At 38.4% G+C, this 14,037-nt stretch carries 12 protein-coding genes and 1 other RNA gene; 3 read left to right on the top strand and 10 right to left on the bottom strand.

The features are described 5' to 3' along the window. Positions 1–275: 275 nt before the first annotated feature. Together AN619_RS06775 and AN619_RS06770 are read right to left on the bottom strand one after the other, a co-directional pair. Entirely contained in the window at positions 276–1,832 is a 1,557-nt protein-coding gene (locus tag AN619_RS06775; protein ID WP_068555965.1) for an ABC-F family ATP-binding cassette domain-containing protein, read from the bottom strand. A gap of 152 nt (positions 1,833–1,984) precedes the next feature. Further along, the gene (locus AN619_RS06770) at positions 1,985–3,277 is read right to left on the bottom strand and encodes a hypothetical protein (protein ID WP_068555964.1); all 1,293 of its coding nucleotides are present in this window, start codon (positions 3,275–3,277) and stop codon (positions 1,985–1,987) included. Between the two features lie 241 nt (positions 3,278–3,518). Between AN619_RS06770 and AN619_RS06765 the strand changes: the two genes are divergently transcribed. After that, positions 3,519–4,457 carry a hypothetical protein gene (locus AN619_RS06765; RefSeq protein WP_068555963.1) on the top strand — a complete coding sequence of 313 codons (939 nt, stop codon included), beginning with the start codon at positions 3,519–3,521 and terminating at the stop codon, positions 4,455–4,457. A gap of 197 nt (positions 4,458–4,654) precedes the next feature. Here the strand turns inward: AN619_RS06765 and rnpB are convergent. The 5 genes from rnpB to AN619_RS06740 all read right to left on the bottom strand — a co-directional run bounded on the left by rnpB (position 4,655) and on the right by AN619_RS06740 (position 7,902). Next, positions 4,655–4,999: RNase P RNA component class A (gene rnpB / locus AN619_RS06760), an RNA gene on the bottom strand. Positions 5,000–5,093: 94 nt separating this feature from the next. Beyond that, positions 5,094–5,801, bottom strand: coding sequence for a zinc ribbon domain-containing protein (locus AN619_RS06755; RefSeq protein ID WP_068555962.1), 708 nt, complete (start codon positions 5,799–5,801; stop codon positions 5,094–5,096). Positions 5,802–5,913: 112 nt separating this feature from the next. Continuing rightward, complete coding sequence (locus AN619_RS06750) at positions 5,914–7,032, bottom strand: Nif3-like dinuclear metal center hexameric protein (protein WP_068555961.1); 1,119 nt, start codon at positions 7,030–7,032, stop codon at positions 5,914–5,916. Beyond that, positions 7,005–7,712 (bottom strand): tRNA (adenine(22)-N(1))-methyltransferase, encoded by a 708-nt coding sequence (locus AN619_RS06745; protein WP_157064940.1) that lies wholly within the window; start codon positions 7,710–7,712, stop codon positions 7,005–7,007. The genes AN619_RS06750 and AN619_RS06745 overlap by 28 nt, the downstream gene beginning before the upstream one ends. Before the next feature lie 28 nt (positions 7,713–7,740). Then, positions 7,741–7,902 (bottom strand): hypothetical protein, encoded by a 162-nt coding sequence (locus AN619_RS06740; protein ID WP_157064939.1) that lies wholly within the window; start codon positions 7,900–7,902, stop codon positions 7,741–7,743. Positions 7,903–8,053: 151 nt separating this feature from the next. Here AN619_RS06740 and AN619_RS06735 point away from each other — a divergent pair, with 151 nt between their 5' ends. After that, a complete protein-coding gene (locus tag AN619_RS06735) occupies positions 8,054–8,257 on the top strand; it encodes a hypothetical protein (RefSeq protein WP_068555959.1) in 204 nt (67 codons plus the stop codon). Positions 8,258–8,398: 141 nt separating this feature from the next. Here AN619_RS06735 and rpoD read toward each other — a convergent pair whose 3' ends face one another. The 3 genes from rpoD to AN619_RS06720 form a co-directional block, all read right to left on the bottom strand. Continuing rightward, positions 8,399–9,490, bottom strand: coding sequence for an RNA polymerase sigma factor RpoD (rpoD, locus tag AN619_RS06730; protein ID WP_068555958.1), 1,092 nt, complete (start codon positions 9,488–9,490; stop codon positions 8,399–8,401). 25 nt (positions 9,491–9,515) lie between these two features. Then, positions 9,516–11,366, bottom strand: a complete 1,851-nt coding sequence (gene dnaG, locus AN619_RS06725; protein WP_068555957.1) for a DNA primase — start codon at positions 11,364–11,366, stop codon at positions 9,516–9,518. Positions 11,367–11,637: 271 nt separating this feature from the next. Then, positions 11,638–12,642, bottom strand: a complete 1,005-nt coding sequence (locus AN619_RS06720) for a deoxyguanosinetriphosphate triphosphohydrolase (RefSeq protein ID WP_068555956.1) — start codon at positions 12,640–12,642, stop codon at positions 11,638–11,640. Between the two features lie 188 nt (positions 12,643–12,830). Here AN619_RS06720 and AN619_RS06715 point away from each other — a divergent pair, with 188 nt between their 5' ends. Continuing rightward, entirely contained in the window at positions 12,831–13,880 is a 1,050-nt protein-coding gene (locus AN619_RS06715) for a CotS family spore coat protein (protein WP_068555955.1), read from the top strand. The last annotated feature ends 157 nt before the right edge of the window (positions 13,881–14,037 follow it).

Below are 14,037 nucleotides of genomic sequence, written 5' to 3'. Positions count from 1 at the left end.
TCTAGACCATTTTTTCCTCTGCATTGTCTATGCTATTTTTCCCCAGTATTAATATTCTCTTCCCCACAAATTTTTATCCGCCTCCGTACAAGCAATTATATCACAGTCCTATCGGATGGGTATATATGTATTTTCCTATTGGACAAAGATAAAAATCCACCTGTTCCTAAAAAAGAAGTTTCTTCAGCCTTCCGGCATCACCCCGTAACACCATAAGATCCATGAGAAAGCCTCGAGCTTGCGCCCGAGGTTCCTATCCATAGGGTTTCCGCAAATTATACAATTTTGTTACTCCAATCCTCCACACTCCATACATCCGTAACCCAATCCTGATAAAATTCAGGTTCATGACAAACCAGAAGAATAGTTCCCTTAAATTCTTTCAAAGCTTTTTTTAATTCTTCTTTGGCATCAACATCTAAGTGATTGGTGGGCTCATCAAGGATCAGTACATTGCATTCTCTTTGCATCAGCTTGCTTAGGCGGACTTTGGCCTGCTCGCCGCCGCTGAGCACCTTCATCTTGCTTAAGATTCGATCATTTCCTAAACCTGCCAAAGCAAGAGCTTGCCTCACCTCAAATTGGGTATAGGACGGAAACTCATGCCATAGCTCCTCAAGGGCCGTATTCTCGTTATCACTATTCAATTCTTGTTCAAAATACCCGGGAATGACATAATCACCATGTTCAATTTTCCCTTCATAACAGGGTATCAGCCCCAGCAAAGTTTTCAATAACGTAGATTTTCCCAAGCCGTTGCAACCGATGACCGCTACTTTTTGTCCCCTTTCCAGGCATATATTTAGAGGCTTTGTCAATGGTTTATCATATCCGATCACCAAATCTTGCGTTGTAAAAATGAATCTTCCGGGTGTCCTAGCTTCCTTAAAGAAAAAGGTGGGTTTAGCTTTTTCCCTTGGTTTTTCAATCAATTCCATCTTATCTAACCGTTTCTGTCTGCTGTTGGCCATTCCCCTTGTAGCTACTCTAGCCTTATTCCGTGCAATAAAATCTTCCAATTTTGCGATCTCCTGCTGTTGTCGATGATAGGCATTCAACTGCTGCTCCTTCTTAATTTCATAAAGCCGCACAAAATCATTATAATTCCCCACATAGCGAGTCAATTCTCTGTTTTCTACATGATAGATTATATTGACTACCTTATTTAAAAACTCTATATCATGGGAAATCAATATAAAACTGTTTTCATACTCCTGCAAAAACTTTGTCAGCCATTCAATATGCTCCGCATCTAGATAGTTTGTTGGTTCATCCAAAAGCAAAATCGTGGGTTTTTCCAAAAGCAACTTGGCGAGCAACACCTTTGTCCGTTGCCCTCCACTTAAGTCCTGTACTTCTCTGTCGAGCCCTATGGCCCCCAATCCCAAGCCATTGGCTACTTCTTCTATCTGGGCATCAATCATATAAAAGCCACTGGATTCTAAAATATCTTGGATATTCCCCATTTCCTCCAGTAGTTTTTCCAGTTCCTGCCCACTGACATCAGCCATCCGGTCACCAATCTTCAGCATTTTTTCTTCCAGTGCATATAAGTTTTCAAAAGCATCCCGTAGAACGTCTCTGATAGTCTTTCCGGAGGTTAAGGTCGTATGCTGATCCAAATATCCCACTTTGACGCCATTCGACCAAATCACCTTGCCCTCATCAGGTACAAGCTTCCCAGTAATAATATTGAGAAAGGTAGACTTCCCTTCTCCATTGGCCCCTATAAAACCTACATGTTCACCTTTTAAAAGCCGGAAGGATACATCCTCAAATATTGCCCGATCTCCAAAACCGTGACTTATATTTTGAACTGTCAAAACACTCATCTTTTTTCCCCTTTGCTCCTCATAGATATGCACACCATTATATTTTATAATAATTCCGTGGAAAATTCAAAACAATTTATTATAACCAATCACTTTTTACACAAAAAAGCAGATTGTAGGATTTTATACTGCCTCAATCTGCTTTTCCCGTCTTACTTTCGTGGAGAAAATAAGATGCCTCTTCTTCTTCGATGGAAATACTCCTCTATATTCTCAATTCTCTCCTCCAGCCTTTTTAAATCTTCTTTCAGTCTGGTCACTTCGTTTTCTGCCTCTTCGTTTTTTATCGGCATATTTCTTTCTGATTCTTTCATCTCTACCCCTTCCCAAAATTCACCGATTCCTTTTCTTTCTTCACCATTCATATTGGATATGATCCCCCCTTTTTCTTTTTTTTTTGATTTCAGAGGAATTTCTGTGGCCTTCTCCAAAGAACCGAATCCAATAAAAGAAAACGTTGGGAATTCTTTCCCAAAGGAATAGTTTAACAAATAATTTCTTTTGAGATTTTCATCATTGGTCAAAAATTTATAGCGGACAAAAGATTGCTCCTTTGATTCTTTCCACAAATAAGGTACACTCCAGGTAGCTCCCATGTCTGAAGTATAACAACTGACAATCTGATCATATTCCGTCCAAATGAGCCATAATTTTTGATCATTAAATACAAATGTAGGATAAGAACAATTGGCCAGATTGGACACAACCTCTTCCGTTGTTTTTGTCACCTGATTTGCTTTTCTTTTATAACGTTCATATTTTATGACCAAATTTCCTTCAACATATTCACTATAAGCCAAATGCAGATTTTCCTTACCCATCAGCAGCATATCCAGATAAATTTTATAATTGGCGTCATAGGTGAGCTGGATGCTAGGTCCCCATTTTCCGTTGGGTATGTCAAACATTTTAATGAAAATTTGCTCTTCATTTTTTACCAGATTATAATATCCTATCATCAATTGATCCTTCTCTATAAGGATTTGGAAGGGATTTAAAATATCTTTTCTTCCAATGTCTTCCATCTCAAAAGTATTCCAAGTCTGTTTTTCATAAAAATGATGATAAATTCTGTAACGTCTGCTGTTCTCCTTACCGGGAACACAATATAAGATATGAACTGACTTTTCATAAGCTGCAATATTCAGATTGTATATCTTGGCAGGATTTGCCTCTACCAGAATGCTTGTATGCCAGGTACCATTGGTATAATCCAACAATAAAATACTGCCGTCTTTTTTTTGACAGACTACATACAAGGTATCATCTTTGTCAATGGCAACATCAAATTCTAAGGAGCAATCCTCTACGAGTACAATTTTTTCCGTACTGCCCAATATTTTATCAAAATAAACCAGTACGATTTTCTCTTCGCTCCAAAGAAAGCTGTATAAATTACCAAAACTGTCATTTGCCAAAATTCCCGTCTGATTTACAAAACCCATAACCTCACCATCCCATGAAATGATTTATCTTTGAAAGCAGGCTGCCATAACCTTTACTTCGAAAGATGCATATAATATCGTACGCAGATTTCTCATGGAAAATTCCTTCATATAACCATATGTAAAAAGTATGGAAAATATGACAAATTTTATAAGTAGAGTAACATAAAATGTCTTGCAGAATATACTGGCATTAGAAATAGATATTTCTAAATATTCTTGATGATAAGGAGGTAAATTTATGGGATGTAGTCATAATAATGATGTGCTTGGTCTTTCGATTTCCGATAGATGTTGCAAAGGAAATACAGGTTGTAGCTGGGATGGTACCCTTCGAAAAGTAAAAAATGAGCCGATCTATGTGCAAAAAGTATATGATGCAGCTTTATTTAATCTGCAAGGATTAAGAACTGTTGCCAATCAGGTATTTTCTCCATCCCTGGGAGAAGGAGCAAGAATTATAAGAATTCTTGATATTCGCTGCAGAAAATTTTTTAATCCAGCCAATATCAACGATGCAAGAAATCTGAGGGCCATTCCCACGACGACCATATCCGGTGGCGAAATTGTTGAAGACGGTTGTGGGAATCCTGTACGAGTAATCGGCCCAGATGGAACAGCCTCTGAATCTATTGTTTTCGTCAATACGCAAGACTGTGATGAAGAAGGCAAAGGAACTCCTGTTTTCGGCACACAAAACATCGAAATCCGTGGCAGCGTCGTGGTAGAAATTGATGCTATCTTCGTAGATAACTGCGACAAGGAATGTGAAGTCACCCTGACCGCTACCATACCGGTAGGTACAGAACAACATCCATTACTTCTTACAAACTTCTTTGAGCTGTGTGTTCCATCTGTATTTGATACAGCTTTCCTACCAAGGTTTACTGAATTTTGCAACATCAGTTGCGAAACAAGACTGGCAACAAACAGTATCGCCAGAGACATCGTAATCGATCCTCGCACCGGGACTGTAAGAGCAAATTTATTAATTGCCTTGTGCGTAACCTGTGAGAAGAAAATTGTCGTTCCAGTGCAATTGTGCGTATTGTCCACCGGTTTCCCAGTACTTTCAGCCGAAATTTCACCCATTTGCTCCAGCTTCCCACAATTGTTCCCCAATCAGATTGACGAGCGTCGTCATTGCTCGCAAGAGGCTGAAGTGCAAGAAACACAATAAGATACAGATAAAAAAACACTCGAAAGAGTGTTTTTTATCTGTATCCGTTCATTTCATTTTTTCACTTATTTCATATTTCCCACCAATTTCCTTTTACATTTTAAAAAAGCGTCCCTTTAAAAAAAATATATTTGCCCATTATAAAAGAGACCTGAAATAGAAAAACACCAGCCTGTAAGCTAGTGTTTTCCATAATATAAACGAGCAAGTCTATAAGCCGAGTTCTGTATCTGATGGTCATCTGTCTAGATCTACTGTTGCCAGTAGATTCAAGCGACCTACCACGGGACACGACGGGCCGCCGCTTTTTTCGTCCCTACTTGGTCTTGCTCCAGGTGGGGTTTACAGAGCCAACTAGTCGCCTAGTTGCTGGTGAGCTCTTACCTCCCCTTTCCACCCTTACCAGATCTCTCTGGCGGTATATTTCTGTTGCACTTTCCTTGGAGTCACCTCCACTGGGTATTATCCAGCACCTTGCCCTATGGAGCTCGGACTTTCCTCGTTCGTGACAGGGTCACGCCCGCGACCATCTGACTTACTCGTTATTCTATTTTTTAGGTACAAATAACATCTTATCATAATCCCATAGAATTGTCAAATGTAAAATACAGGAAACCACAGCGCTATGACCTACCCCTATTCCCCTTTATATAAGATTCTACCACAATTATCACAAGTCGTAATTTCTCCCCTTTTCAGCTGCATCATCGTCATTACAGGCAAATCCATGTTGCAGCCTGCACATATATCTTGGCGAGTTTTCACAACGGCTTTGTTTTTTCTGAATTTTATATAATGATAAAGTTCCAGATCTTTTTTATGAATTTGTTTTTCTAACTCTTCCAATTCCTTGATAAGTACTGCAATCTTTTTTTCACTTTTTTCTATATTCTTTTGTCGATCTGCCAACATTTTCTTTATCTCCATTCCCAACTTTCGTTCGCCGCTGCATGCTGTCTTTGAATCCTCTTCCAGATTTTCCAATGTTTCCATGGCTCTCAACAGACTTCTCTCTATCTGTTGTGCTTCCTTTTCTGTCCTCTCCTGATCTTTTAGCAGCATACCCAGCTGTTTCAAATCATTGATTTTTCCGCCATACAGTTTACCCCTTATTTTTTCTTTTCTGTCATTTGCATCGGTCAACAGAAGCTCTAATCTTCTAACTTCCTTCTGGGTTTCTTCAATATTTGCCTTCAGATTTTCACACTGCCTTTTCAAACTTTTATGGGCATAGATTTTCTCCTGTATTTCTTTGCCATGGACAATGGCCTTTTGCAGTTTCCTTTCTTCTTCCAACTGATCTTCTACTTCTTGCATTCTCCAAAGTTGATCAACAGCACCCATATAGATCCCCCTTTTTATCATATTTTTTTAGGCTGTTTTCCTTATTTCGAAAAAACTTTCGTAAAAAACCCAAATCATGGCAATAAAAAAGAATAGGCAAAAAAACCTATTCCTATAGTACATGAAAGGGATTGATGTAAGCTGTAGATTCCATAATTTCGATGTCATATTTTTGCTGTCTGGCCATCTCTCCCAAATATTGGGCTATCATTTTGCACGCAAAATTCTCTGTTTCAAAATGGCCGGCATCAATTACCGCAATCCCCAGCTGCAGTGCATACTGGGCATCATGGTACTTTACATCACCGGTTATATAGCAATCACATCCCGCTTGATAAGCATCATAAATAAACTCTGATCCACTTCCAGTGCATAGAGCTATTTTGCGAACAAACCGATTTGCATCTCCTGCTATTCTTATGGTCTGTAATTCCAGTTTTGATTTTATTTTCTCACAGAAAATGGATAATTTTACGGGCTCCCGCAAAACCCCTATTCTTCCCATGCCGCGGGCATCTACTTCATTTTCCAAGGCAAATACATCATAGGCAACTTCCTCATAGGGATGGGCCTTCAGCATTTTTTCAATCGTAGGATGCAGCATTTTATGGCTTACAATGGTCTCCAGTTTATACTCGGAAATCCTTTCAAGGGTATTCCGGGTTCCTATAAAGGGGTTGCTGCCTTCCAAAGGTTGAAAAGTTCCTATGCCCAAGGTTTGAAAAGTACAATGGCTGTAATTGCCTATATGTCCTGCCCCGGCACTGCACATGGCTTCGCGCACTGCCTCCACATGGGATTCCGGTACAAATACCGCCAGTTTGAAAAATTTTTCCTTGTAAGTATTGGTTAAAGGTTTTATCTCCTCCATATTCAGAGCCAAAGCAATTGCATCGTTGGTGCCGCCATCAGCCACATCCAGATTTGTATGTACGCAGTAGAGAACGATATCCTGCCGGATAAGCCGTTGAATCATTCTGCCAATGGGATCATCCCATCGAATGGATTTCACAGGCTTAAAAATAAGGGGATGGTGGGTAATGATCATGTCTATATTTTTCGATACGGCCTCATCTATGACGGCATCAGTAACTTCCAGACACACCATCACTCGATGGATAGCTTTGTCCCTGTCTCCAATTTGCAGTCCCACATTATCCCAACGCTCTGCCAAAGGGGAAGGAGCAAAATTTTCTATGAAATTTATAATTTTTTGGCATTTTTCAGGCATTGTAGCACCTCTTCCAATTTCGCCACTTTTCGCTGGCACATTTCACGTTTATCATTGGCAATCTCACTATTTTGACCCGTTAAATTGCGGATAATCTCTTTATATTTTCTTAAATGTTTTTCAATAAACTCCAGCAGCAAGGGGTCTTGATTTTCTATGAGCTTCTCACCAATCTCATAATAGATTTCATCGGAAACAAATTGAAATCCTTTTTTTACAACCATAATCTCATAAATCCGATGATCCTCCTTTACCAGCTTCTCATCTACAATTTTCCATTGATTGCTCAACAACCATCGCCTTAACTCCTCTTGAGCCACCATAGGCTGCAGGATGAAAGTTTCTACTGTCGCTGCTATCTTCTGATCTGCTGTCAGAATATCCCGGATCAAAAGGCCTCCCATCCCTGCGATGATGACCGTATCAACTTCTCCAGGTTGGAAAACCGCAAGACCGTTGCCCAATCTTGTCTCAATATGATTCTCCATATAATGCATGGTGATATTTTTCTGAGCGCTACCCAAAGGACCTTTGTTTACATCAGTAGCAATGACTTTTCTAGCAATTCCGTTCTTGATCAAATATACCGGTATGTAGCCGTGATCTGTTCCTATATCTGCAACTGTTGCCCCTTGGGGAACAAGCTGTGCTATCGCTAGCAATCTGGGTGTAAGTTTCATATCATTCCCTCTCACTATATGAATTATTCTATATGTTCATGGTTGATTCCTTCTTTGAAGCTTGACAAACTTTAAAAAATTTTAACAAATCTATACAGTTTTCCCTGCCATCTGCCTTTATTTCCATATCTTCTCTGTGAATGATATTATCTTCAACGAAGAATGTTTTCATTCCTTTATGGACTGCCACCAAATCCTCTTGAACATCATTTCCCACGATTAGACATTCATGGGGTTATTTTTTAAATTTTTTCAGATAGGATTCCCCAAAAATTATCATCGTCTTTGGTATCATAATTTGCTCTTTGGTGCAAAAAATAAACTTAGGAGGTGTTGTTTCAATGAATGAGAAAAAACTTCAACACCATGATAACACAACTCCTGCTTCAAATTTTATTGGCTTTCAATGGGGCGGCACAACCATAGAATGGGAAGAAGAAGCAGATCAACTGATGAACCGCCTCCAAGATCAGTTAGATGCAAAAGAAAGCGATAGGATGAAAGAAAAGAAAATCCAATACGGCAAACAGAAGCAATATTGGTAATTCATTGAATATTTCAACCATCAGGCCTTGAAAAATATAGGATAGAAATTCTTCTAAAACTTTGTACGGCATCCAGCTTGCCCTCTCATGGGTAAGGCTGAATGCCGTATTCTTTATAAAGATTGTTTATACCACAAGTCTTTATTCCAGATAATCTTTCAACTTCTTGCTTCGGCTCGGATGTCTAAGCTTTCTTAAAGCTTTTGCCTCTATTTGTCGAATTCTCTCCCTCGTAACATCAAATTTTTTGCCTACCTCTTCCAGGGTTCTCGCCCTGCCGTCATCAAGACCAAATCTTAGTCTCAATACTTTCTGTTCCCGGGGCGTCAACGTATCCAAAACCTCAATCAGCTGTTCTTTTAACATGGAAAATGCAGCAGCTTCAGCAGGTGCTGGTGCATCATCATCAGGGATAAAATCTCCCAAATGACTGTCTTCCTCTTCTCCGATAGGCGTTTCCAAAGATACAGGTTCTTGGGAAATTTTTAAGATTTCTCTTACCTTTTCTACAGGCAGATCCATTTCTGTAGCGATTTCCTCCGGTCTCGGCTCCCTTCCAAGCTCCTGTAGGAGCTGCCTGGAAACTCTGATTAATTTATTGATAGTTTCTACCATGTGTACCGGTATTCTAATAGTTCTTGCTTGATCTGCAATCGCCCTCGTAATCGCCTGTCGAATCCACCATGTAGCATAGGTACTGAACTTATAGCCTTTTCGCCAATCAAATTTCTCAACAGCCTTGATGAGTCCCAAATTTCCTTCCTGTATCAGGTCTAAAAAAAGCATTCCCCTTCCAACGTACCGTTTTGCAATGCTTACAACAAGCCGGAGATTGGCCTCGCACAATCTTCTTTTTGCTTCTTCATCTCCCTGTTCCATTTTTTTTGCCAATTCAATTTCTTCTTCAGCAGAAAGCAGGGGTACCTTTCCAATTTCTTTTAAATACATCCGAACAGGATCATCTATATTAATCCCCTTGGGAATAGAGAGATCTAGATCTACAATTTCCTCCGTTTCCGGAAGATCATCTATTTCAATTTCAGGTTCCTGTTCCCCTACGATATCGATGCCCATGGAGGCAAGGCTATCATATACTTCTTCCACCTGTTCTTTATCCAAGTCGATTTCCTCTAATGTATCCATGATTTCATTATAGGTAAGCATTCCCCTTTTTTTGCCCTTATCTATCAAATCCTTCACGATCTCCATATTATTATCCATATTTTTGCTCATCACCCTTCCCTCCTTCCCGATGGTGCTATAATCTTTTTAATTCTTTCAGTATTTTTTCCAAATTTCCACATAACTCCCTAATCCTCACCATTTCTTCTTGAGTTTTGCTATCTTTTTTTTCCAGATTCTCCAATTCTCTTTCGATACGCTTTTTCTCTTCTTCTAATTTATGGTTATGCATTGTATGAATAAAGTCCATCAATGCCTTCTCTACATTTTCTTCGGGAACAACAATTTGGCGGATATCACCCAAAATTTTCACTTCTTCTATATCCAAATCATTCAAGAGCATTTCCATAGAAATTTTCCCATGCATCTCATAACATCCATAAATCATCTTTGCAATTTTTTGGTGTACAGAGTCTGTAAAATCACTATAAGGAATAATCGTTTTTATTTTAGAAAAAATTTCTTTATCTTGTAAAATTAGCTTAAGCAAGCTTCTTTCCGCTTCCACATACCCCTGTTTTTGTATAGGTTTCACCGATTGGACACTATACTTATTAGTATGTCTATCCGCTTTACTTCTATACTTATCCCTGTTAAAAAAAGGCTTCTGCAACTGTCTAGAAGGATCATACATATGATTTCCAAATATTTCTCTTTTTATAGCTTCTTCAGAAATTTGAGACTCCAAGGCTATTTTTTTTATATAGGCATCTACCTCCACAGGACTCTTTATTTGTTTCAACAAGGCAGCTACAGCCTTGACAAATTGTATTCTTCCTTCTGTCGTCCTTACGTCATTTTCCATTTTGGCTAATATAATTTTATAATCAAGGAAAGGTAAAGCCCTTTCCACTTCTTCCAGAAAAGCGTCTTTCCCTTTTCGCCTCACAAATTCATCGGGATCCTTTGCCTCTGTTAACCGAATCACTTTTACTTTACATCCTAATTCGTTTAAAATGTCCAAGCCCCTTAAGGTCGCCTTCTGTCCAGCGGCATCTGCGTCGTATGCAATGATAATTTCATCGCTATATCGTTTCAGCATCTCCCCTTGAGGTTTCGTCAATGCCGTTCCTAAAGAAGCTACAACATTTCTGATACCATGTTGATATAAAGAAATTACATCCATATATCCTTCTACCACAATAATTTTACGATCTTTCCCAATCTCCTTTTTCGCCAGATTTAAACCGAATAGATTATTTCCTTTATGAAATACAGACGTCTCTGGAGAATTTAAATATTTTGGCAAGCTGTCATCTAGGGCTCTTCCGCCAAAACCAACTACATTGCCGGTAGTGTTAATAATGGGAAAAATCACTCGATTTCTAAATCTATCATAAAAGCCGTCTTTTGTTTTTTTTTCTAAAACCAGCCCGGCGCTGCAGATGAATTCTTGGTCGTAACCTTTTCTTATTAGGTAAGTATTTAAAGTCTCCCAATGATTTTCAGCATATCCCAGTCCAAATCTCCTGATCACGCTTTCTTCAAGGCCTCTTTGTTTTAAATATGCCAATCCTGGACTATTTTTTTTCAATAAATTCTTATAATAAAATAGTGCTGCTTCCCTGTTAATTTCATATATCTTATTTTTTCTACTTAATTCTTCTTTTTCCTGCTTGTTAGAAGATATTTCCTCGACATGAATCCCCACCCATTGTCCCATGAGGGTTACAGCATCGATAAAGTCCAGATTTTCCATCTTCATGACAAAATGAATAACATTGCCGGCTTCTCCACAGCCAAAGCAATGATATAACTGTTTTTCATCGGATACCATAAAAGACGGTGTTTTTTCATGGTGAAATGGACACAAGCCTTTATAATTTCTTCCGCTTTTGGTCAGAGGAACATACCTGGAAACGATATCAATGATATCATTCCGCCTGCGAATCTCTTCAATAATCTCTTCGTTTACATGTATACCCATTTTTTATCACCTAATATAATCCTTATATTATTGTTTCTCCATTCTTATAAAATTTCCTTCTATCGTGAAATTTTTCATTTTCTATTTCATCACAGGGATTATATCGTGCTTCTGAAATGAGTTTGTCCAATGCCTGCATAAAATGCAAACCATCATACAGCATTCCATTCGACCTCATCGGATCCTATGGCGAATTTCATACTTCGACATATATCAGCATTATTCCTTCTAATTCTCTATCAAAAATATAAATCCATAATTTTCAGAAACCTTACTTCCATACCTCCGGTACATAAATGTCCATGTACCGATGGATCACATAACGATCTGTCATTCCTGCAATATAGTCCTTAACAACCTCACGAATATTACCCTTTTCTATCCTCCCTTGAATCTCTAGAGGCATTCTGTCCGGGTGCTCTGCAAAATAATGGTAAAGCTGTTCCATAATATACTGAGCCTTTTCTTCTTCTTTTTTGGCTTTTTTGCTTAGGTATACATTCTCAAACATAAACTGTCTCAATTTATTTGTATAGTATAACTTTTCATCGCTCATTCCAATTCTCGGTTTGTCATAGCTAAAATAAATTACATCGATAATCATATTATTAATACGTTCGCTATGACTTGCACCCAATTTTTCAATACAGTCCTTCGGCAGATCCGATGGGGTAAGTACATTGGCACGAAGGGCATCATCAATATCATGGTTGATATAAGCAATCCTATCGCTCAATTTTACAATCTGTCCCTCTAAAGTGATGGGTTCTTCCTCTCCCGTATGGTTTAATATGCCATCCCTCACCTCAAAGGTTAAATTTAACCCAAACCCAAGTTTCCCTTTTTCCAAGTGGTCCACGACCCTGAGGCTCTGTTCATTATGTCGAAAACCACCAGGATGGATATGATTTAAGACTTTTTCACCACTATGCCCGAAGGGAGTATGGCCTAAGTCATGGCCAAGGGCAATGGCCTCCGTCAAATCCTCATTCAACTGCAGTGCTCTGGCAATCGTACGGGAAATTTGAGCAACCTCCAAGGTATGGGTCAGCCTTGTCCTATAATGATCCCCCTCCGGTGAAAGAAATACTTGGGTCTTATGTTTTAATCTTCTGAAGGCCTTTGCATGGAGAATTCTGTCCCTATCTCTCTGATATTCTGTCCTTATGGAACATTTTTCTTCTTCAATTTTTCTTCCTTTGGTATTGGCAGATTTAGATGCATATTTCGAAAGTCTTTCCTGTTCAAACCTTTCTGTGATTTCTCTAAATCCCATTGCTTTACCTCACTTTTTATTAATAAATATTTCATAATGTAATATATATATACCACAGCATCAATGTTATTCCTTCATAAATTCGAACATTTTTTCGATTACTTTTTATTCCATAAAATACGAATTCTGGCACATGTCTATTCCTTTATCCGCAAGACAAATTCCAAGTTGCATAGGAAGGTGATCCCATGTCCGTTGCTTCAAATATTGATTTGACAGACCTAAATTTTATAAAGGAACATATTTTAAGTCATTATGATCTCGAAATCAATCATATCGAGATTATAAAAATTAAAAAATCCGATAAAGAAAGGGCTATCTATAAGGTAACAACACCCCATTTTGATTATTGCTTAAAAAAAGTTTATTATTCAGTCCATGACTTGGAATTTGTATTATATTTGATGGAGTATTTAAAGAATAAACACATGAACGTTCCTGAAATCATCCGAACCAAGAAGCAAACACTCTTTGTATGCCATAATCACGTGCTATTTTTCCTGATGACTTGGATAAAGGGCATAAAATGCAATTATGATCATATGCCTCATTTACAACTGATCGCCCAAAATCTGGCCCGATTTCATCAGCATGGATCAGGCTTTAACTATTTGCCCAAGGCAAAAAACCGCTATAACTATTGCAATTGGTACCATGACTTCCACAACAAAGCAGGAAAACTGTTAAAATTCAGAGATTCCATTTATAGCGATTATCGATTCAGTTTGGTACATGAACCCCTTTTCCCAGTCCTTCAATTAGAATTTCCTGCAATCATCAAATCTTTGAGTCTCTTATCTGCAATTGATTTTGACCGTATCCTGAAAAAGGCTGTTGTAGAAAATCGATATTGTCATTTGGACTATGTAAATAAAAATCTATATATAGACAATGATAAGGTTTATATGATTGATTTTGACCGTGCAAAGCTGGATATTCCCCTCCATGATTTGTCCTCCTTACTCCGGAGGATTATGTACAGAAGCAATACCAATTGGAATTTTCACGTGGCAAGATATGTCATTGACACTTATGAAGAAATAAATCCCCTTACCCTGGATGAAAAAAAAGCATTGCTGGCCTTTCTGATATTTCCTGAAAAGCTATATAAGGAAGCAAGGAGATTTATGGGAAATGAAGGGGATGAAACCTATTTTATAGAAAGATTTCTTAAATTAAAAAATTGTTCTGCCCGCAAGGAACAATTTATCCAGGAATTCGAAAACCATTATCTATAGGTGAAGCAACATCATGTTAATGAACCCTTGAGATTTAGACTTCGTCTCGAATCAGTCAGCCGCTTTTTTCCTTAATTTTTTATTCAGAAAAACGGAGCAGGTCTGAACAGGAAGCCAAATCTCAAGGGGATGTCTACAAACTCAAGGCACGGTCACA

This window comes from Thermotalea metallivorans, from assembly GCF_001562415.1.
Lineage (GTDB): Bacteria > Bacillota > Clostridia > Peptostreptococcales > Thermotaleaceae > Thermotalea > Thermotalea metallivorans.
The sequence above is the reverse complement of the archived record's forward strand: the minus strand, read 5'-3'. Positions and strand labels throughout refer to the sequence as shown.